The following is a 20,313-nucleotide window of genomic DNA, read 5'->3' on the forward strand; positions in this document are numbered from 1 at the left end:
GGCTTCCGTGCTGATCCACCCCTGGGACGCCCCGACCGACGACGGCGAATGGCAGCACTGGCTCGCCGGGCACGACTTCGGCCAGCTGGCGGTCAACGGCCCGCCGGGCGCACCGCCGTTCGTACAGCCGATGCACTTCGCATACGCGCCCGGAAGCGGTGAGGTCGTGGCCCATCTCGCACGGCCGAATCCGGTCTGGCCCGCGCTGGAAGCGGCACCGGTCGTGCTGCTGAGCGTGGTCGACGACTACACCTTCATTCCCGGCCCGTGGCAGGCAGCTGAGGATGAGCCACCCGAGCACGGCGTCCCCACCAGCTTCTACGCAGCCGTGCAACTCACCTGTCACGCCCGCATCGTGGACGACCCGGAGGACAAGGCCGTGCTGCTGCAGCGGCAGCTGGATCACTTCCAGCCTGCGGGCGGTTCCGCACCGGTCGCCGCCGGCCAGGCGCCGTACGGCCGTCAGCTGGCGGGCATCCGAGGGCTGCTCCTGGAGGTGCGGGAGGTCCGGGCCAAGTTCAAGTACGCCGGCAAGCGGTCCGAGGCGGTGCAGCAGCGGATATCCGATCGGCTGGCGGAGCGGAACGCGCCCGGGGACGCCGCTGCCCGCGTCCACCAGCAACGCCGTCTCGCTGCCGCTCGTCAGGACCGCGCCCGGACGTCGTGAGGGGCCTGCGCCCCGCGCTGAGGGCAGGCGGGCCGGCGCGCGGCATTCGGCGCGGCCGGATGGTCGCCGTCCCCGGCGATGCCTGGCTTCACCGGCGAGCGGCCGACCCACCGAGCACGCCAGGGCCTCCTACAGGCTGCCGCGCTCCTGCCGACCGGCGCCCGCCCGCGCCGTTTCAGCCGGAGAGCCGATCCCCGTGCCCGCGCTCGCCCGCCACGTCTGCGTTGCCGGCGGTCACGGCTCCGGACGCCCCGGTGACCACGGTGGTCCCGTCCTCGCGTCCGGCCGCGGGTGTCGACGATTGCGCGATGAAGGCGCCGACCAGCACCACGACACCGCCGAAGATCTGCGGAGGGGAGAGATGTTCGCCCAGCAGCACCCAGGCCAGAACCGTCGCGATCACCGCTTCCAGACAGGCCACGACACCGGCGACCTGGGGCGACAAGCGACGGACCGCCACCACACCGGTCAGGTACGCGAGCACGGTCGCGATCAACACGATCCAGGCGAGCAGCACCACGGCAGGGACACGGGCGCCGTTCATCGAGGTCATTCCGCCGAGCACCGACCACTCCATGCCCCAAGGGCGGGCGATCACGGTGAGGATGACGGTGCCGATCAGCAGTCCGTAAGCGACGACGCCGAGCGGGTCGGCGGTTTCCTCGCCATCGGTTCCGTGATCGGAAAGAACGAAGTAGCCGACCTGGCAGCAGGCCGCGCCGAGGGCGAGAACGAGCCCGAGCGCATCGATGCTGAGACCGGACCACACCTCGACCACACACGCCAGGCCACCGACGGCCAGGACCACACCGATCGCGGCGGCACGGGTGACCGGCCGTTTCTGGATGAAGCGGACCCAGCCGAGCACCAGAGCAGGTGCCAGATACTCGATGAGGAGCGCGACACCGACGGGGATACGGGAGAGGGCGGCGAAGTAGCACGCCTGGACACCTGCTACGGCGAGCAGCCCGAAGCCGACGAGCAACCCGGGCCGCTGCCGCACCAGAGAACGGTGACGCCAGGCGACGGGAAGCAGCACCAAGGTGGCGCCCGCGACACGGAGCCAGGTGACGTGCAAAGGCTCAAGCCCCGCCTCGATCAGGGGTTTGGCAGCGACGCCGGAGCCACCGAAGGCAACGGCGGAAAGCAGCGCCAGCGCCAGACTCATTCCCCGGCCCGAGCCGGCTACGGGCCCTTCCTTCCCAGGGGCGGGAGAATGCGCGGATGCTCCCCCGGCACCATGTGTACCCTGCCCCGGCCGGGCGTTCGTGGCGGCGGGACTCCCCGAAGACGCGTGCATCTGATCATCATGACAGCCGCCATCAACAGAGTCACCCCTTACCAGGCCCCCGCCTCCCGGCCCGGCGGGCGACCGTCAAGCGGCCATCACTCCAGGTCGGCGGTTTCTCCGTCCAAGCGGGCCGCGAGCCACGCGGTGTCGACGGAAGCACGGTGCAGCACCTCGACAGCACGGGACTCGGGATCGTCCACCAAGGCGGCGAGCAGATCCAGGCACCCCGCGCGGAGGGCGTAGCGGGCGTGCGCGCGGTCGAGGGCACCGTCCATGGCGGCAGCCGCGGCGGGCGACCACCCCGGTACACCGCCCTCGGCCACCACGGGCACGGCGCCGGAATCCTCGACGGTGCCATGCCACTGGAGCCCGTAGCCGATGCTGCGCTGGACGAGGTAGCCGAGGAGCCGGGCGATCTGATGCGGCCCGCCGTCGAAGGCGTCCCGTACGGCCGGATCCCACTCCAGCAGACCGTGCAGCAGGTGCGCGGTGTCGACCTGACGATCGCCGTCCCGCGTGGCCCGTCGGCGGGCAGCGGATATCACCGACGCCAGCTCAACGGTGAGCTGTGCGTCCATATCCACCCGCGCGGGGACCTCCCCGCCGCTGTACGCAGCACGGTTTTGCACACCTACCACCCCACCAGCCACGAAAGGTCCGGGCATCCCCGGCGGGAAGCATTTGCGCATCCCACCATGGTTGGGGAGAAGCTCGCCCCTTCTCCTCCTTACGGAGGAGAAGGGGGCACCGCGAGGGTGAAATATCCCCGCTCATCCCTCTATGCCGGAAAGCCCCTGCCGTCGCATTCCGGCATTCCCCGCGACTACTCCCAAGGTGGCGCCGTCCACGGCAGCACCCGCCGCGGCGTAGGGACGCGCACATCAGGCGGACGGCCGCTACGCCGCGCCCCTCGGAGACGCAAAAGGCAACTCATCCGCTCGCAGCAATTGACGAGCCATCAGCCTTGAAGGTTGCGGCCGGCGCGGATACGTTCCGCGGATCCATCAGGCAGGTCGTGATCTATAAGGGGTGGCCCCATGGCCGCAGTCACCGCACAGGCCCGCATCGAGGCTCCCGCCGGGCGGATCTGGGAGCGGCTCACCGACTTCGACAACTACAGCCGGTGGAACGCCACGCATACCGACTTTCCCCAGGGCGGACCGGACCCCTTGAGGACTGGTGCGGAGTACGACGAGAACATGAAGCTGATGGGCTTCCCGGCAGAGGTCCGCTGGACGGTGCGGCAGCTACTGCCGGAGCGACTGCTGGAGATCTACGGCAAGGGCCCGATGGGCGTGGCGCTGGCGATGCGGTACGCGCTGGAGCCTGATGGCGAGGCGACGGCGGTCCGCATCGACGGCGAGTTCACCGGCGCCGCGGTGTCCTTGATGGCCGGAAAACTCAAGGCCTCCGCGAGCGCAGCGCTGCAGACATCGCTCCACGACCTCGCGGCACTGGTCGCCTGACACACCCCGAGAGTCACGCCGCACAGTGCACGGCGAAGCCCCGGCGCACAGCCATCCGGCATGCGCCGGGGCCTCATGTCCGCGCGCCGGGGCAGGAACCCCAGCCGTCAGTCCTCTTCGGCGAGGATCAGGTAAAGCTCCTTCCGCGCCTTGTTGACCACCGCCATCGCCTTTTCCCGCTGCTCAGGGGTACCGGTGGCCCAGACCTGCCGGAAGGCGTCGACGAGACCGCCGCCCGCCTTGCGGATCTCGTTCATGGCCTCCCAGTCGACGCCGCGCCCCGCATCCTCCCAGGGGGCGTCGGGGCCACCGTCAGCCTCCGCGCGCCCCTCCTCCGTCAGGGAGAAGAGCTTCTTGCCCCCTTCGGAGGCACTGGAGATCAGGCCCTCGTCCTCCAGGAGCTGGAGGGTCGGGTAGACCGAGCCGGGGCTGGGCTTCCAGGCGCCGCCGCTGCGCTCGGCGATCTCCTGGATCATTTCGTAGCCGTGCATCGGACGGTCCTTGAGCAGCGCGAGGATCGAGGCGCGCACATCACCGCGCCGCGCGCGACCACGCGGTCCGCCACGCCCCCGGCCGCCGAATTGCGGCCCGCCGAAGGGTGGCCCGAAGGGGCCGAAGGCGCGACGGCCCTCGAACCGTTCACCGAAGCCGCCGAAGCCACCCGGTTCACCGGGGCCGCGACCACCGGGAACACCAGGTCGCCCGGCGCCCCAGGGGCCACGACCGAAGCCGTGTTCCTGTCCGTGTCCATGTCCATGGGATCGCATGAGGGTGTCCTTTCGCCGACCGGTGGCCCAGCGGCCAACCGGAAATCACTCAACCCTGTCGTCGACTGTTCGCGATGCGTCAACGATATATCGGTAGCGCTTGTTCGACAAGACTCCTCCCGGTGCTCGCCGCTCAGCTCGATTACCTGCCACAACGAAGGCCACACAGATCTCGCTCAAGGCGTTGGGAAGGAGGTGTGCCTCCCGCCAATCGCTCGCCATCGACGCCGAGGGACTCACCTCCGCGCCCGCGCCGGCCTCTGATCTCGGCTTCGCCTGGTTGTGCTCAGAACTACTTGGCCGCCGACAGCGTTCGCCCCCTACAGTGCAGATCCCATGACGGCACTTGCCTCCTTCGCCTTCGTGCGCCATATCGACGGGCTCCGCTACCGCTTCACCTACGACAGCGACCACTACGGCCGCCCCGCCTACCGCCGAACGGACGGGAATGTGTCGTGCCTCTGGTCACCGTCCGACGGCTGGCACTGTGAGATCGCCGGCGGCCTCGTCACCGCCTATCCCCTCAGCGGACGCGCTGACGGCCCCGAGCCCCCAGCCACTGTCTGGCGCAGCTTCAAGAACGACCGCTCCTACCTCTACGACCTTCAGCCCCTCGACCCCGATGAATGATCCGCCGGACGGGGTCCAGCCGCCCCGAGCCGGACGGGCACGCGAAGCCAAGCAGCTGCTCAGCCTTGGGTGAGACCAACGGGCGTCCGCGCCATCGCCAAGGTGCACGGACTCCTCATGGAGACGGACGGATCAAGGCCCTCCGAGGGCAGACCAATTCCTCGGAATTGGACCTGACCTGTGTCGTTACAGGTGTCCTAGGGTCCCCGGCATGAGGATTCGTATCGTCGACGCATTCAGCACTCGCCCGTTCACCGGCAATCCTGCGGGAGTCGTCGTACTGGACGCGGACGGCTTCCCGTCCGTCCGCTGGATGCAGGACGTCGCCCGGGAGGCGAACCAGTCGGAAACCGCTTTCGCCCATCCCCTGCCGCCCGGCGGCGAGGCGGACTGGGCGCTGCGATGGTTCACCCCGACCACCGAGGTGGCCATGTGCGGGCACGCCACTCTGGCCACCGCACATGTCCTGCACACCACCGGGAAAGCCACCGGAACGGTCCGCTTCGCCACCCGCAGCGGTGTCCTGACCACGACTGCGAACGACGACGCCACGTTCACCATGGACTTCCCGACCGCCCGGCTCACGCCCGTGAAGGTTCCACTGTCGGTCACCCGCGGGCTGGACAGCGCCCCGATCCGCTGCGCGTACGACACCGGGCCGCAGGTCGGCGACCTGCTCGTCGAGCTGGCCGACGAAGAGTCCGTGGACTGCCTGTCGCCGGATTTCGCGGCGCTCGCCGGCCAGGACGGCAGGGGCGTGATCGTCACCGCACGCGCCGACGCGGCCGACGGCAGTTACGACGTCCGGACCCGCTGCTTCTTCCCCGACGTCGGTATCGACGAGGACCCGGTGACGGGCAGCGCACACACCGCGCTCGCGCCGTTCTGGGCCGCCCGGCTCGGCCGGTCCACGCTCACCAGCCTGCAAGGGGGTGACCGTACCGGGCTCGTCCACATCCAGCTGCGTGGCGACCGCACCCTGCTGACCGGTTCCGCCGTGACCGTGATCGACGGAGAACTGCTCGACACACTCTGAGCTGTACGGATGCGGCGCCCAAGGACGCGGAACCGTTCCGGGGCACCGCGCGATGGCGCTGCGTCCGGGCATGCCCGGACGCCCGTCAGGTCGCCTCTCACACCGACTCCCGACGCTCACGGTGACTCTCTGCAACCAACGGCGGAACAGTGGTGTTTCTCTTCGTGAAAGATGCGGTCGACGTCGGGTACGGCGGCCGGCACGGGGAGCTGACGGGGGAAAGAGGTACCTGCGATGTTGCACCACAGGCCGCCAATCTGTTCAGGTACCGGGCAAACGGAGCTCGTGGGGAGGGAACCGCCCAGCGAGCCGGAGCCCAGGGCCCGTAACGCGAAACAAAGCCACGGGCCGTTCGGCGCCGCCTCAGTGGGAGTCGAGGGAGTGGAGCACTTCCCGGGCCGCGCGATGCCCGGATTCGACGGCGCCTTCGAAGTACCCGTTCCCGTGCACGGCCGTCTCCGTGCCGGCCCAGTGGAGCGTCCCCTCGGGCAGACGCAGCGCGCTGCCGAAAGCCGTCCACCCGCCAGGCGTGAAGTGCCCGGAGAAACATCCCCGGGTCCACTCCTGCCCGAGCCAGTCGAACTCGATGAACTCTTCCGGCTCCGCCGCCCGTTCGGTGAACAGTTCGCCGAGGCGACGAGTGATGCTCTCCCGGCGTTCCCCGGGCGGGCGGGTCCGCAGGTGGGCTGCGTCATCGCCGTAGACAAACGCGGTCAGCACCGCCCTCGGCGCCTCTGGCGGCGTGTTGTCAACAGTCTCCGTGAGCACGCCCGTCACCGACGTCGACACTCCCGACAGCCCCTCGTCCCGCCAGAAGGGCTCGGGGTAGACGGCATGGACCTTCAGCGCGGTGCCGGCCGTCATGTGCTGGAGGACACCTGCCCGCACGGCGCTCAGCGGCGGATCGTAGCCAAGGCTCCCGGCGAGTACGGGCGGCAGCGCGATCACGGCGCGCGCCGCGCAGTGCTCCCCCAGCAGCGTGGTGACGCGGACACCGGAGTGGTCGTGGGCGATGCCGGTGACCGGCTCGGACAGCCGGACGGTGCCGTCGGGCAGATCGGCGGCCATCCGCTCGGCGATCTCCTGCGCCCCGCCGACGACACGGGTCTCCTGTGCCCCGCCCCGGAAGCCGAGCAGCGCCGCGGTCCCGCCACCGCTGGCCAGGTAGAAGAGCGTTTCGAGCAGCGAGGTCTCCGAAGGGCTCCCGGCGAGGAGTCCGCCGGAGATGACCCGGCCGACGTAGCGCTTGGCTGCATCCGGAGCGTCGGTCTCATCGAGCCAGGTGGCAAAGGTCTGCCGGTCCCAGGCCACCGCATCGGCAGCGGTCCAGGGGCTCTTCACGGGGACGTGCCCGCAGAGCGTGTCGAGGTCCCGGAAAAGTGCGGTCACCTCGTCGGGGAGTGCGGTCAGGTGCTCCCCGTCGTAGTCGATCACCGAGGAGCCGTATTGAGAGGTCGGGTAGGTAGCGATGCCATGGTGGCGGACGAGTTCGCTGATCCGGATCTGACCGGAGGAGATCCACTGCCCACCCAGGTCGAGTTGGGTACCGTCGGGCAGAAAGCGGGTGAGGGCACGCCCGCCGACCCGGCCACGGGCTTCCAGTACGAGGACGCTGCAGCCCGCCCGGTGCAGCTCCTGCGCGGCGCTGAGGCCCGCAAATCCTGCGCCGACAACCACCACATCGTGCTCGTTCACCCCGGTCACCGCTTCCCTGTCTCTGTCCGCCCGGCCTGCGCCGTACGGGCCGACGGTGCCTTCAGGATCATGGCCGGGCGGCGGGGGCAGAGAACGCGCCACACCACTCACGGCCCGGTTCACCCGGTATGGGCTATCAGCCGCGCAGGGCCCCTGTCGCGGAAGCACACCGCTGTCGGCCTATCTCCGCACGCCGGTCCCCGCGGGTCCGACCCTCCGACGCCAAACGCGCACCCCACGCGCCGGGCCGGCGCACCGTCTTCCTCGGACAAGCCGCGGATCATGCAGAGCCGCTCGCCCGCACCACTCCCATATGGCTCACCCCGCATGCCGCACCTACAGCGTCGGCAGCCAGTCCACCCGTCCCGCCAGCAGCGCGTATCCCAGGAAGGCCACGATGTCGATCAGGGCATGTGCGGCGATCAGCGGGCCGACGCGGCCCCACCGCCGGTAGAGAAGGACGAAGATCACGCCCATCACCATGTTGCCGACGAAGCCGCCGATGCCCTGGTAGAGGTGGTACGAACCACGCAGCACGGAGCTGGCGGCGAGCGCAGCCGACGGCGTCCACCCCAACTGCCCCAGACGGCGCAGCAGGTAGCCGACGACGATCACTTCCTCCAGGACGGCGTTCTGCACGGCAGAGGCAATCAGCACCGGGAATTTCCACCACACGTCCGGCAGCGCCTCGGGCACCACCGTGAGGTTGAAACCCGCCGCCCGCGCGCCCAGGTACAGCAGCAGTCCGCTGCCGCCGATCACCACGGCGAGTGCCGTACCGCGCCCCAGGTCGAACCCCGGACGGCGCCGGTCGCACCCCAGCGCGCGGAGCCCGCCCACCCGCTCCCGCAGCAGCAGGTGTGCCACCAGGGCCACCGGGACCAGCGCCGTCGCGATCCCGAAGAGTTGCCAGGCGAGGTCCAGCCACGGACGGCCGGGCGCATGGGAGCCGTTCAATGTCGCCGCCTGCGCCTTGAGGCCTTCCGGGCGGGTCAGCGCGCCGAGGAAGCTGATCAGCGCGGACACACCGCTGGCCCCCAGCGAGAGGGCCAGCACCAGAAGCGTCTCGTTCCGCAGCATCTTCCGGGACAGGCGCTCCCCCGACCGACCGTCACCGGCTACGCCGGCCTCGCCCCGGGCATCCGCATCAGACCCCACAGTCTTCTCCTCTTCCACCTCTTCCACCGCTTTCTCCGCTCCCGCCCGTGCCTGCGCGTCCATCACTTCCACCACTTCCGCGATACCGCCTCCCGCGCCAGGTCTGCCCGGCTAGGGTCGCCGCAGCAGGTACGAAGATCGCGCGACAGGCCGGGGAAGGCGCCGTCCACGTGGTGTGACCCGCCTCCGCCGAGTCCCGAGCGAGTTCCGAGACGCAGGAGAGGCGCTACCGCGATGGGACGTCACAGCTTGCCCGACAGCTCCGCACCGGACGGCGCGGGGGTCCGGCCCGGCGCGCGTCGCCGCACCGTCGTTCTCGCCACCGCGCTGGTCCTCACCCTCGCGGCGGGCACGGTGGTGATGCTCCACAGCGAGCTGCTGCAGTTCGGCAAGCCGTGCGGCGGCGACTCCGTCCGGCTCGATGTCGTCGCCTCGCCCGACATCGCTCCCGCTCTCGACGACGTGGCGGTCCAGGCGCAACGCAATGAGGTGCGTACCGACGGGAAGTGCCTGGACGTCAAGGTGACGGCGCGCTCCGGGGCGGAGGTCGCCGATTCGCTCGCCCAGCGGCCGGCGCACTCCGAATTCCAGGTGTGGATACCGGACTCCACCCTCTGGGCGGACCGCGTGGACGCGGCCAGCGGCACGCCGTTGACCACCAGCGGAACGATCGCGGCCTCCCCTCTCGCGCTGGGCGCCGTGCCCACCGTCGCGGAGAAGCTGGGCTGGCCGAAGAAGACGTGCAGCTGGGCCGCGTTGGAGAAGGCCGCCGATGGTGGCACGTTGCCGCTCGGGGTGGCCGATCCCGCGCGCAGCGCCACGGGGCTCCTCGCCCTCTCGCGCATCGATGCCGCCTACCGGAAGGAGGCGGCGGGCGAGGACACCGACGCCGCGCAGAGCCGGACGGCCGCCGCCGCGAAGGTGCTCCATCGACGCCTCGCCGACAGCGACGAGAAGCTCATCGCGACGCTGCCGCGTGACGCCGCCGAAGCCGAGAAGGCCGATCCGCACCGCAATCAGGCGGTGCTCCTCTCGGAACAGGCCGCGTTCGCGCACAACCGCGCCGCGTCCGGGCCAGGGCTGGAGCTCTTCTACCCCCAGGACGGCACCGCGCAGCTCGACTACCCGTACACCCTCGTGGACGAGAACCAACTCGGCGCCGATCAGTCGCGCGCCGCCAGCCGCTTCATGACGTTGCTGGCCACGCCCGAGGGCCAGCGGGTGCTGCGCTCCCACGGATTCCGGGCGGGCCACGGCAGAGCCGATGAGAAGGTGACCCGCGCAGCGGGTGGACGCGCACCCCAGCCGTACACCCAGGACACCGCCCCGCTCCCCTCCGTCAAGGAGATCCAGGCGCTACTCGGCGTGTGGACGGTCACCGTCCAGAACGCTCGGCTCACCACGGTGGTCGACGCCTCGTCGTCCATGGCGGTCGCCGTGCCGGGCAGTGGTGGTCGGTCCCGGATGGCGCTGGCCAGGGATTCACTGCTCCGGGCGCTGACGACGTTCACGCCCGACGACGAGATAGGGCTGTGGAAGTTCGCCACACTGCTCGACGGCGACCGCGACTACCTGGCGCTGTCACCCACCGCCCGGCTCGGCGGCCGGGACTCCGGCGCCACCCATCGTGACAGCCTCGCCTCCGCCTTGCAGACGCTCGCTCCCGTCCCCGGCGGTGGCACGGGACTGTACGACACCACGCTCGCCGCGTACCGCGAGGCACGGTCGTCGTATGCGGAGGGAAAGTTCAATGCGGTCGTGGTGGTCACCGACGGCGCGGACGACGACGCCGACAGCATCGGGTTGGAAGGCCTGGTGCAGCAGTTGAAGAAGCTGACGGACTCGGGGCGGCCGATACCCCTGATCGCCCTCGCACTCGGCCCGGAGGCGGACAGGCCGGCACTGGATCGCATGGTTGCCCCGACCGGCGGTTCCGCCCATGAGGTCCGGGACCCGTCGCAGATCGACGAGGTGATCCGGCAGGCCATCGTCGCGGCGGGCAGCACGAAGCCGAGGTAACGCGGTCGACCGATCCGCATCCGGTTCCCGAGCTCCGCCGGCTCGCCCCTCTTCGCGCCTGTTTCAGCGCGTCGACCAGCGGCCGGGCGGCTTCCCGGACACGGCGACGGATCCCTCGGCACGCGGGATCGTCATCGAGTCGGCGGCACCACCGCAGTTCGTGATCGGCCGCGGGCAGCTCCAGCGGCACCTGGTGCCACCGCAACGGAACCGACGTTCAGCGAGGTGGTCCACCACGCCCCGGAAGCGGAAGCAGACGACGTCCCCCTCCAAGACCATCAACGCGGCCACGGCGAAGGAATGAACGGGGGCGACCATGCGAGGGAGGGAGGAGCGGCGACGCACCGCAGCCGGACAAGCGGCACCTCAGCGGCAACCCGGTGGGTAAGGCGGCCTGCGAGCACAGGGCCGAGGCCCTCGTTGACGCAGATGGCAAAGAGCCGCCGCCACGATCGCGCATCTGCTCGTCGCCGAACACGCTCTCCCCCACCTGAACCCGGCGCCCCTACCGGACCCGGACGTCACGGCCATCAGCCTCGGCGCCTGCGCCTGCGCCACCACGATCGTGATCGCCATCCCGGACGGATGCACCGGCGCTGGCTCTCCGGCATGGGGGCATCCCTGCCGTCGTCCGCCCCGACCACCACATCCACGCGGTCGGGCCGGACGCGGGCAAGGTGGCACGACAGCCACTGGCGCACCGCACCCCGTACGCCTGACCCGCCGGCCGCCCTCGATATGCCGGGCGAGACTGCCGGCGCACACGCCGCCCGCCGCCTCAGCCCTCGCCCGCCGCCTCCCCGCTCCCCCATCCGCTCGTCTCCACGCGGCGCGGTGACGGAACGGTCCGGCGGACGGCGGACCAGGCGACGGGCCAGGTGTGCACCGGCTCGCCGGACCGCATGAGTTCGCCGTAGCGGCGGGTCATCTCGGCCAGCGCGGCCCCGCGGTCCAGACCCTGCTCCCGCGCGTGGTGGTAGGCGGCGGTCTGCCAGGAGGCACCGTTGGCGCGGCGGGCGCAGCGTTCCTCGATGATGCCGAGGTAGCGGTCCCGGTCGGCGGGTTCGACACCCCAGGCGTCCAGACCGGCGGCGGCCAGCGGCAGCAGCTCCTGCCGGACCAGCCGCGTCACCGGAATCTCGGCGACCCCGCCCCGTCCCGGACGCGGCCAGCGCAGCGTGGTGTCGATGCCGTGGCGGCAGGCGGCGGCGAAGTTCTCCGCGGCGGCGGCGAACGGCAGCCGGGTCCACACCGGACGCGGCTCCTCCGCCAGCGCGCGCACCAGCCCGTAGTAGAAGGCGGTGTTGGCGAGGACGTCGGCGACGGTGGGACCGGCCGGCAGGACGCGGTTCTCGACCCGCAGATGCGGTACGCCGTCGACGACCGCGTACACCGGCCGGTTCCAGCGGTAGACAGTGCCGTTGTGCAGCACCAGCTCGGCCAGGTCGGGCACGCCGCCCGCGTCGAGGACACGCAGCGGCTGCTGCGGTCCGCAGAGCGGCAGCAGGGGCGGGAAGTACCGCACGTTCTCGGCGAAGAGGTCGTATGCCGAATCGATCCAGCGCTCCCCGAACCACGTGCGCGGACGCACGCCCTGTGCCTGGAGTTCCGGCGGCCGGGTGTCGGTGGCCTGCTGGAAGACCGGCGGCCTCGATTCGCGCCACAGCTCACGGCCGAAGAAGAACGGCGAGTTGGCACCGACGGCCACCTGGACGGCGGCGAGGGCCTGGGCCGCGTTCCACACCGCGGCGAACCGGCCGGGCGTCACCTGGAGATGCAGCTGTACGGAGGTGCAGGCCGCCTCCGGGGCGATCGACGGTGAGCGGGCGACGAGCCGTTCGACGCCCTGGATATCGAGCGCGAAGTCCTCGCCGCGCGCCGCCCGCATTTCGTCGTTGAGCAGGAAATAGCGGTCGTTCTCGGAGAGGCTGGCGGCGGTGAGATCGGTGGTGTCCAGCGTCGGAAGAATGCCGATCATCACGATCCGGGCGGCCACTTCACGGGCTTTGCGGTCGGCATAGGCGAGTGCGGTACGGAGTTCCTCGGCGAGCTGCTCGAAGACCTGCCCGTGCAGCCGGTGCGGGGTGATGTTCACTTCAAGATTGCAGCGGGCGAGTTCGGTCTGGAAATCTTGGCTCGCAATACGCTCCAACACCTGGGAGTTCATCATCCGGGGCAGTCCGTCGGCCCCGGCAAGATTGAGTTCGATCTCCAGGCCGACCAGATTCTTCGGCCGGTCGAACCGTTTCTCCCCCAACAGCCTCGCCAACCCCTCAAGACACTCCTGAAGCTTTCTTCGATAACGCTCCCGGTCCGCCAGGCCGATGCCGTCCGCGGCGACCTTCTCCCCCATCGAAGGGTCCTTCCTCCAGTGGACGGCCCGCAGCCACGGGCCGTCCGGGGCCTCCCCGGCACCACCGGGGCACGCGTCACGGTCGATGATGCCCCGGTGATCTGATCTATAACGCCTCAAGGGCGTTCGGCTGCCGATAGGCTCGAAGTGACGGAGAGCCGGGCACGTACCTGTGGCATATTGCAGCGACAACCGCCGCCGACAATTATCCCGGAAATCCACCGGGAAGATTCGGCCTACCGCCCGGCGAGAGAATATCGAGGCGGTTTGCCCGCCCTCCGAGCAAAGAAGGAGGAAACGTCTCAACAATGGGTCCGGATTACCCCTTGCCGGAAATCACGGGAGCGATTACCGGAAACACCGTGGGAACATACGTCGTATAAACTCCGTTCACGAGGCGGAGACTTGGGCCCCGTGTCGCGTTGCGCGCCCCTGCGCGGAGATACGCGCCCGGCTCCGACCCCGCACGCTGACAACGCCGTCCGCGTCTGCCGTGCCGCACCGTGTCTCCCAAGTGAGAGGCGACCACCATGCCGCTGCATGTACCCGCTGCCCCCGCGCCCGCCCTGCGCAGCGTACTCACCGCCCTCGGCTCGCCCACCGCCGTCCGCGAGGCCCGCCCCGCCGCGCTCCGCGCGCATCAGGGCCCGCTCAGCGCCGACCACCCGCTCCCCGTCCACGTCCTGGACGGCATCGGCCGCACCGGCGCCCCGCCCCGCACTCGGCTGGCCGGCTGGCGCTTCCTGGTGGTCGGCGGCGAGCGGCCCGTGGCGGCGGCCGAGGCGCGGCTGACGGCGGACGGCTGGGCGTTCGCCCACTTCTGCGGCGGCCCGTACGTCACGGCGACCGAACAGGCCCTGCACCAGGCCGAATCGCTCAGCGCCGGGTACCAGCCGCGGCTGCTGTCCGTACCGGAGCTGTACATGCTGACGCTGTGGCTGCATCACGACATCGCCTCCGACGGCACCTCGGGGTTGCCGGCCGCGGGCGATCTCCTGGTGCCGCTCGCCCCCGCGCCGCCCGGGATCGCCGCGCACCTCCCGCAGCGGGTGGCCGATCTGCTGCCCCGGCTCAGCGACCGCCTCGCCCCGCCGCCGCTCCTCGGCTCCACCGCCTGACCAGGTACGCAGGCGCCCGGCGGACGGGTACCGGCCGGCCGCACCAGCACCTCCGCACGGCGTACGCGCCGGTGCGGACGAGCGCCCCGTGAGCCCCCGAGGCCACGGGGCGCCCGGCTGTGCGACCCCGTGTGCCACCGTCCGCCGCCGCTCCCCCAACCCCCCTGGCACGCTGCTCATTTGGGAGCAACCGCCCGCACGGGTGACACGTCCGTATCGAGTGCGTACCACTGCGGCGAAATCCCTGCGGAAATCCGTCCGCGGGGCAACACTGAGTCCAACCGAAGGAAACGGGGGAAGCGGCCATGACCACTTCACGCTCATCGAGCCGCACGACGACGTTCACCCATCCGCAGCGAAAGACAATGCCCATGTGTCAGCACCAGCCGCCCTGCCCGTCAGCCGACTCCAGCGACCGGGAAGCCGCACATCCCGTGGCACACCACCCGGAGCAGGGCTGGAGCCTGTTGTGCAACGGCGTCCTCCTCTTCGAGGACACCGGTGAGCTTCTGCCGGACGGTCAGGTCATCGCCCCGCACCGTCCGGACGGCACGCCCCGGGTCGCCACCACCGTCTGACCCGTCGCACGTCAAAGGGCCCCCGGCGAGATCGCCGAGGGCCCTCATCGCTGCGCGGACGTCAGCCGTCGTACTCCGCCAGGGGCGGGCAGGAGCAGACGAGGTTGCGGTCGCCGAAGGCGCCGTCGATGCGGCGGACCGGCGGCCAGTACTTCTCCGCCGCCACGACACCTGCCGGGAAGACGGCCTCTTCGCGGGTGTACGGGTGGGTCCACTCCCCGCCGAGCGCACCCGCGGTGTGCGGGGCGTTGCGCAGCGGGTTGTCGTCCTTGTCCCACTCGCCGCTGCCGACCTTCTCGATCTCCGCGCGGATGGCGATCATCGCGTCGCAGAAGCGGTCCAGCTCGGTGAGGTCCTCGCTCTCGGTCGGCTCGATCATCAGCGTGCCGGCCACCGGGAACGACATGGTCGGGGCGTGGAAGCCGTAGTCGATGAGCCGCTTGGCGACGTCGTCGATGCTCACGCCCGTGGCCTTGGTCAGCGGCCGGACGTCGATGATGCACTCGTGCGCGACCAGCCCGCCGGGACCGGTGTAGAGCACCGGGTAGTGCGGCTCCAGACGCTTGGCGATGTAGTTGGCCGAAAGCACCGCGGTCTGCGTGGCGCGCTTGAGGCCCTCGCCGCCCATGAGGCGGACGTACGCCCAGGAGATCGGCAGGATGCCGGCCGAGCCCCAGGGGGCGGCGGAGATCGGACCGACGCCGGTCTCCGGGCCCGCGGTGGGCTGCAGCGGGTGGTTGGGGAGGTACGGCGCGAGGTGCGCGCGGACGCCGACCGGGCCGACGCCGGGGCCACCGCCGCCGTGCGGGATGCAGAAGGTCTTGTGGAGGTTCAGGTGTGAGACGTCGCCGCCGAACTTGCCGGGCTCGGCGAGCCCGACCAGCGCGTTGAGGTTGGCGCCGTCCACGTAGACCTGGCCGCCCGCGTCGTGCACCGCGGCGCAGATCTCGGTGATGTGCTCCTCGAAGACACCGTGGGTCGACGGGTAGGTGACCATCAGGACGGCCAGCTCGTCGCGGTGCTTGTCGATCTTGGCGCGCAGGTCCTCGGTGTCGACCTCGCCGTCCTCGCCGGTCTTGACGACGACGACCTTCATCCCGGCCATCACGGCGCTGGCGGCGTTGGTGCCGTGCGCCGAGGAGGGGATGAGGCAGACGGTGCGCTGCTCGTCGCCGTTGGCGCGGTGGTACGCGCGCACCGCCAGCAGACCGGCCAGCTCACCCTGGGAGCCGGCGTTCGGCTGGATGGAGACCTTGTCGTAGCCGGTGACGGCGGCCAGCCGCTCCTCCAGCTCCTGGATCAGCGTGAGGTAGCCCTGTGCCTGCTCGGCGGGGGCAAAGGGGTGCAGCTGCCCGAACTCCGGCCAGGTGACCGGCTCCATCTCCGTCGTCGCGTTCAGCTTCATCGTGCAGGAGCCGAGCGGGATCATGCCGCGGTCGAGCGCGTAGTCCTTGTCGGACAGGCGGCGCAGGTAGCGCAGCATGGCGGTCTCGGAACGGTGCTGGTGGAAGACCGGGTGGGTGAGGTAGCTGCTGGTGCGCAGCAGGCCCTCGGGCAGCGCGTCGGCGGCCGCCGCGTCCAGCTGCTCGACGTCGCCGGAGACACCGAAGGCGCGCCAGACGGCGGCGAGCTGCGTCCGGCCGGTGGTCTCGTCGCAGGCGATGCCGACGTGGTCCGCATCGACCTGGCGGAGGTTGACACCGGCGTCCCGGGCGGCGCCGACGATCTCCGCGGCCCGTCCCGGCACCCGGGCGGTCACGGTGTCGAAGTACGCGCCGTGCAGCAGCTCCACGCCACCGGCCGTCAGGCCCTCGGCGAGGACCGCGGCGTAGCGGTGAGTGCGGCGAGCGATGGCGGCCAGCCCGTCCGGGCCGTGGTAGACCGCATACATTCCGGCCATGACGGCGAGCAGCACCTGCGCGGTGCAGATGTTGCTGGTGGCCTTCTCGCGGCGGATGTGCTGCTCACGGGTCTGCAGGGCCAGGCGGTAGGCCTTGGTGCCGTCGGCGTCGACGGAGACGCCGACCAGGCGGCCGGGCAGGCTGCGGGCGAACTTCTCGCGGACGGCCATGAAGCCGGCGTGCGGGCCGCCGAAGCCCATCGGGACACCGAAGCGCTGGGTGGTGCCCACCGCGATGTCGGCGCCCAGCTCCCCCGGCGAGGTGAGAAGGGTCAGGGCCAGCAGGTCGGCGGCGACGGTGACGACGGCGCCCAGCTCCTGGGCCTGCGCGATGACCGCACGGGGGTCGCGGACCGCACCGGACGCACCCGGGTACTGCAGCAGCACACCGAAGACGCCGCGCTCGGCGATCTCGGCCGGAATGCCGCCGGTGAGATCGGCGACGACGACCTCGACACCGGTGGGTTCGGCGCGCGTCCGGATGACGGCGACGGTCTGCGGCAGGCAGTCGGCGTCGACGAGGAAGACGCCCTGCTTGACCTTGCCGACCCGGCGGGAGAGCGCCATCGCCTCGGCGGCGGCGGTGCCCTCGTCGAGCAGCGACGCGCCCGAGGTGGGCAGGCCGGTGAGGTCGGCGACCATCGTCTGGAAGTTCAGCAGCGCCTCCAGCCGGCCCTGCGAGATCTCCGGCTGGTAGGGGGTGTACGCCGTGTACCAGGCGGGGTTCTCCATGACGTTGCGCAGGATCACCGGCGGCGTGAAGGTGCCGTGGTAGCCGAGGCCGATCATCGACGACAGGACCTCGTTGCGCTGGGCGAGTGCGCGCAGCTCGGCGAGGACCTCCGCCTCCGAGCGGCCCTGCGGCAGCCCGAGCGCCTCGGCGCTCTTGATCACATCGGGTACGGCGGCCGCGGTCAGCTCGTCCAGCGAACCGAATCCGACCTGCGCGAGCATCTTCGCCTGCGCCTCGTGGTCCGTGCCGATGTGCCGGCGCTCGAATGGCGTACCGCGCTCCAGCTCGGTCAAGGGGATGCGATGGGTGGTCATCTGCGGGGGCCTCCTGGTCTCAACGACCTACGAGGGGCACCACGGCGCTGGTGCCCGGACGGCCTCCCCCTCTGTCATCTCAACCTGAGAGCTTCACCGGCCCGCAGCCGCGGCCCGGCTTTCACCGTCGGTGAGGAGGGGTTCCGGCGCTGCGTCGTCCGTGGCCCGCCCTGCTTTCCAGAGTGACCTCGTCCGAGCGGTACGTGTGCCTGAGAGTTTCCGGGGAGGATTTGCTCCTTCGGCGTCCGCGCCGCGAACGACGTGGACTCTCCCGCACGGGGTCAGCGGCCATTTGCCAGCCTACCAGCGCGTCATCTGGGGGATCCTTCGAGTGGCCGACATGAGAAATGTGCCGTTTGGTAGGTGTCACAAGGCAGTTGCGACCAGTTGGAGGGGCCGTGCAAACCGATATCGACCCGCGGAGCCTGATCGGCCGCAAGGCGTACGACCGCCAGGGCGCCAAGATCGGCACCGTGGACGAGGTCTACCTCGACGACGCGACCGGCGAACCCGAATGGGCGGCGGTGCGCACCGGACTTTTCAGCCGCGACGCCTTCGTCCCCCTGGAGCCGAGCCGCCTGGTCGACGACGCCCTGCACATCCCCTACGACCGCAAGCTGATCAAGGACGCCCCCGATTTCGGCGTCGGCCGCCACCTCTCCCCCGAGCAGGAACTCCAGCTCTACCACCACTACCGGCTGGACATCACCTCCCCGGCGGACCTCGACCGGCCTCCCGCCGACAAGAACTTCGGCACCATCGCGGGCCCGGACGACTGACCGCAACCCCTGTGACGGACGACCCGCAGCCCCACCCCAGGTCAACGCGTCAGGAACCGCGACAGGCCTCTCCCGGAGCAGAGATCTCCGACGGGCCGGACGAACCCCTCCCCTCTACGGGCTCGCCCTCGCCCGACGCTCCTGCCCAGCCGGATTCCGGGCGCACCAGGTCCTGACGATGTGCCTCCGGGCGGTCGGGCCCCGGACGCTCCGCCTTCTGGCTTCCGGGCTCACGGCATATCGCCTCCGTCCGGCGCGGCTCCACCCGGCCCGCACCCGGCCCGTCCGATTCCAGGGCATCCGGATCCGGACCACCGGCTCCGGACATCGGGCCACCAGCCATCGCGCTCGCCTCGCCCTCCCCGCCCGTGGCCGGCCCCGCTCCGCCCCGTACGGGATCCGGCTCCGGCGCACCGCCCACCAGCGGCAGCGGCTCCCCGGGCCGTAGCGCCGGATCGTCGACCGCGAAGGTCCGCACCCGCCCCGGCGCCGACCAGGGCTGCTCGAACCGCACCGTCACCCGCCCCACCCCGCTGCCCTGCACCCACCCGGCGCCGTACTCGTCATGGACGACGTCCAGCCCTGGATGCCAGCGGCGCGGCCGTTCCTCCTCCGGCTCGGCCCCGCCCTGCTCCTCGCCCGCCACGGCCGCTCCCCGGGCCTGCTGGGCCGCTTCGGCGGCCTCCTGCTCCGTGGCCAACTGGGCGAAGAGATCCTCCTGGGTGAAGTCGGCCAGCCCGCTCACCCCGACCCCCAGCAGCCGCACCCCGCCCGTGGTGTCGACCAGATCCAGCAGCCGGACCGCCGCCTCCCGCACCACCGCGGGGTCGTCGGTGGGCCCGCGCAGCGTCTCCGAGCGCGTCAGGGTCGAGAAGTCGTAGTTCCTGACCTTGATCACGACCGTGCGGCCGGAGCGGCCGGCGGCCCGCAACCGCTGCACACACCGCTCGGCCAACCGCACCAGTTCGTTGCGCACCCGGGTGCGGTCGGTGAGATCGACCTCGAAGGTGTCCTCCACCGACACCGACTTCGCGTCCCGCTCGGCGACGACCGGCCGGTCGTCGCGGCCCAGCGCCATCGCGTACAGCCCCGCCCCGTGCGCCCGCCCCAGCAGCCGTACCAGCTCCGCCTCCCCCGCCTCCGCGGTCTCCGCGACGGTCGTGATCCCCGCCCGGCGCAGCGCCTCGGCCGTCGCCGGTCCGACGCCCGGCAGGGTGCGGACGGTCATCGGGGCCAGCAGCTCCCGCTCGGTGCCCGGCTCGATGATCCGCAGACCGTCCGGTTTGGCCGCCTCCGACGCGATCTTGGCCAGCATCTTGGCCCCGGCCAGCCCCACCGAGCCCGTCAGGCCCGTGACCGCCCTGATGTCGCGCCGCAGCTGCTCACCGACCGCGCGGGCGGCGGCGGAGTCGGCCGCGACGCCCCCGGCCTCCAGATCGACGAACGCCTCGTCCAGGCTCAACGGCTCGACCAGCGGCGACAGCGCGTGCAGCAGCTGCATGACGCTGTCGCTGACCTGCCGGTAGACGGAGAAGCGGGGGCTGAGATAGGCGGCGTTGGGGCACAGTCGGCGCGCCTGGGCGGTGGGCATCGCCGACCGCACCCCGAAGACCCGCGCCTCGTACGACGCGGTCGAGACGACGCCGCGCGGCCCGATCCCGCCCACGACCACCGGCTTGCCGCGCAGGCTGGGCTTGGCCGCCTGCTCGGCGGCCGCGAAGAACGCATCCATGTCGAGATGCAGAATCGTCGGCGCTCGTCTCACACGACCGATGCTGCCGCATACCACTGACAATCGGCCCCGAGCAG

The 20,313-nt window shown here is 71.0% G+C and carries 16 protein-coding genes and 1 riboswitch; of the genes, 8 read left to right on the top strand and 8 right to left on the bottom strand.

Annotation, left to right across the window (positions count from 1 at the left end; translation table 11 throughout):
* Positions 1-7: 7 nt before the first annotated feature.
* Positions 8-667, top strand: a complete 660-nt coding sequence (locus ABT345_RS05660; protein WP_345082418.1) for an FMN-binding negative transcriptional regulator — start codon at positions 8-10, stop codon at positions 665-667.
* A gap of 175 nt (positions 668-842) precedes the next feature.
* Here ABT345_RS05660 and ABT345_RS05665 read toward each other — a convergent pair whose 3' ends face one another.
* Together ABT345_RS05665 and ABT345_RS05670 are read right to left on the bottom strand one after the other, a co-directional pair.
* A complete protein-coding gene (locus ABT345_RS05665; RefSeq protein ID WP_345082421.1) occupies positions 843-1,835 on the bottom strand; it encodes an EamA family transporter in 993 nt (330 codons plus the stop codon).
* A gap of 218 nt (positions 1,836-2,053) precedes the next feature.
* Positions 2,054-2,587, bottom strand: coding sequence for a Clp protease N-terminal domain-containing protein (locus ABT345_RS05670; RefSeq protein ID WP_386458213.1), 534 nt, complete (start codon positions 2,585-2,587; stop codon positions 2,054-2,056).
* Positions 2,588-2,995: 408 nt separating this feature from the next.
* On the opposite strand from ABT345_RS05670, the gene ABT345_RS05675 reads away from it, so the two are divergent.
* Positions 2,996-3,424, top strand: a complete 429-nt coding sequence (locus ABT345_RS05675; protein ID WP_345082424.1) for a type II toxin-antitoxin system Rv0910 family toxin — start codon at positions 2,996-2,998, stop codon at positions 3,422-3,424.
* A gap of 107 nt (positions 3,425-3,531) precedes the next feature.
* On the opposite strand, the gene ABT345_RS05680 is transcribed toward ABT345_RS05675, so the two are convergent.
* Positions 3,532-4,191 (bottom strand): PadR family transcriptional regulator, encoded by a 660-nt coding sequence (locus ABT345_RS05680; protein WP_345082427.1) that lies wholly within the window; start codon positions 4,189-4,191, stop codon positions 3,532-3,534.
* Positions 4,192-4,527: 336 nt separating this feature from the next.
* Between ABT345_RS05680 and ABT345_RS05685 the strand changes: the two genes are divergently transcribed.
* Together ABT345_RS05685 and ABT345_RS05690 are read left to right on the top strand one after the other, a co-directional pair.
* The gene (locus ABT345_RS05685) at positions 4,528-4,821 is read left to right on the top strand and encodes a hypothetical protein (protein WP_345082430.1); all 294 of its coding nucleotides are present in this window, start codon (positions 4,528-4,530) and stop codon (positions 4,819-4,821) included.
* A 211-nt stretch (positions 4,822-5,032) separates the two neighbouring features.
* A complete protein-coding gene (locus ABT345_RS05690) occupies positions 5,033-5,857 on the top strand; it encodes a PhzF family phenazine biosynthesis protein (RefSeq protein ID WP_345082433.1) in 825 nt (274 codons plus the stop codon).
* A gap of 363 nt (positions 5,858-6,220) precedes the next feature.
* On the opposite strand, the gene ABT345_RS05695 is transcribed toward ABT345_RS05690, so the two are convergent.
* Both ABT345_RS05695 and ABT345_RS05700 read right to left on the bottom strand, forming a co-directional pair.
* Positions 6,221-7,552, bottom strand: a complete 1,332-nt coding sequence (locus ABT345_RS05695) for a flavin monoamine oxidase family protein (protein WP_345082436.1) — start codon at positions 7,550-7,552, stop codon at positions 6,221-6,223.
* Positions 7,553-7,888: 336 nt separating this feature from the next.
* Positions 7,889-8,632, bottom strand: coding sequence for a CPBP family intramembrane glutamic endopeptidase (locus ABT345_RS05700; RefSeq protein ID WP_345082568.1), 744 nt, complete (start codon positions 8,630-8,632; stop codon positions 7,889-7,891).
* A gap of 312 nt (positions 8,633-8,944) precedes the next feature.
* Here ABT345_RS05700 and ABT345_RS05705 point away from each other — a divergent pair, with 312 nt between their 5' ends.
* Entirely contained in the window at positions 8,945-10,729 is a 1,785-nt protein-coding gene (locus tag ABT345_RS05705; RefSeq protein WP_345082439.1) for a substrate-binding and VWA domain-containing protein, read from the top strand.
* A 778-nt stretch (positions 10,730-11,507) separates the two neighbouring features.
* Here the strand turns inward: ABT345_RS05705 and ABT345_RS05710 are convergent.
* Complete coding sequence (locus ABT345_RS05710) at positions 11,508-13,082, bottom strand: glutamate-cysteine ligase family protein (protein WP_345082442.1); 1,575 nt, start codon at positions 13,080-13,082, stop codon at positions 11,508-11,510.
* A 530-nt stretch (positions 13,083-13,612) separates the two neighbouring features.
* Here ABT345_RS05710 and ABT345_RS05715 point away from each other — a divergent pair.
* Both ABT345_RS05715 and ABT345_RS05720 read left to right on the top strand, forming a co-directional pair.
* The gene (locus ABT345_RS05715) at positions 13,613-14,200 is read left to right on the top strand and encodes a hypothetical protein (RefSeq protein WP_345082444.1); all 588 of its coding nucleotides are present in this window, start codon (positions 13,613-13,615) and stop codon (positions 14,198-14,200) included.
* 371 nt (positions 14,201-14,571) lie between these two features.
* The gene (locus ABT345_RS05720; RefSeq protein ID WP_345082447.1) at positions 14,572-14,778 is read left to right on the top strand and encodes a DUF5999 family protein; all 207 of its coding nucleotides are present in this window, start codon (positions 14,572-14,574) and stop codon (positions 14,776-14,778) included.
* A 61-nt stretch (positions 14,779-14,839) separates the two neighbouring features.
* On the opposite strand, the gene gcvP is transcribed toward ABT345_RS05720, so the two are convergent.
* Positions 14,840-17,725 (bottom strand): aminomethyl-transferring glycine dehydrogenase, encoded by a 2,886-nt coding sequence (gcvP, locus tag ABT345_RS05725; protein ID WP_345082450.1) that lies wholly within the window; start codon positions 17,723-17,725, stop codon positions 14,840-14,842.
* 187 nt (positions 17,726-17,912) lie between these two features.
* A riboswitch (glycine riboswitch) is annotated at positions 17,913-18,009 on the bottom strand.
* A 114-nt stretch (positions 18,010-18,123) separates the two neighbouring features.
* Between gcvP and ABT345_RS05730 the strand changes: the two genes are divergently transcribed.
* Positions 18,124-18,504 (top strand): PRC-barrel domain-containing protein, encoded by a 381-nt coding sequence (locus tag ABT345_RS05730; protein WP_345082453.1) that lies wholly within the window; start codon positions 18,124-18,126, stop codon positions 18,502-18,504.
* Positions 18,505-18,553: 49 nt separating this feature from the next.
* Here ABT345_RS05730 and ABT345_RS05735 read toward each other — a convergent pair whose 3' ends face one another.
* On the bottom strand, positions 18,554-20,269 hold the full coding sequence (locus ABT345_RS05735; RefSeq protein WP_386458205.1) for a DNA polymerase IV: 1,716 nt from the start codon (positions 20,267-20,269) through the stop codon (positions 18,554-18,556).
* Positions 20,270-20,313 lie beyond the last annotated feature (44 nt).

Origin of the sequence: Streptomyces sp. NPDC000404, assembly GCF_040300365.1 — a bacterium.
Lineage (GTDB): Bacteria > Actinomycetota > Actinomycetes > Streptomycetales > Streptomycetaceae > Streptomyces > Streptomyces ramulosus.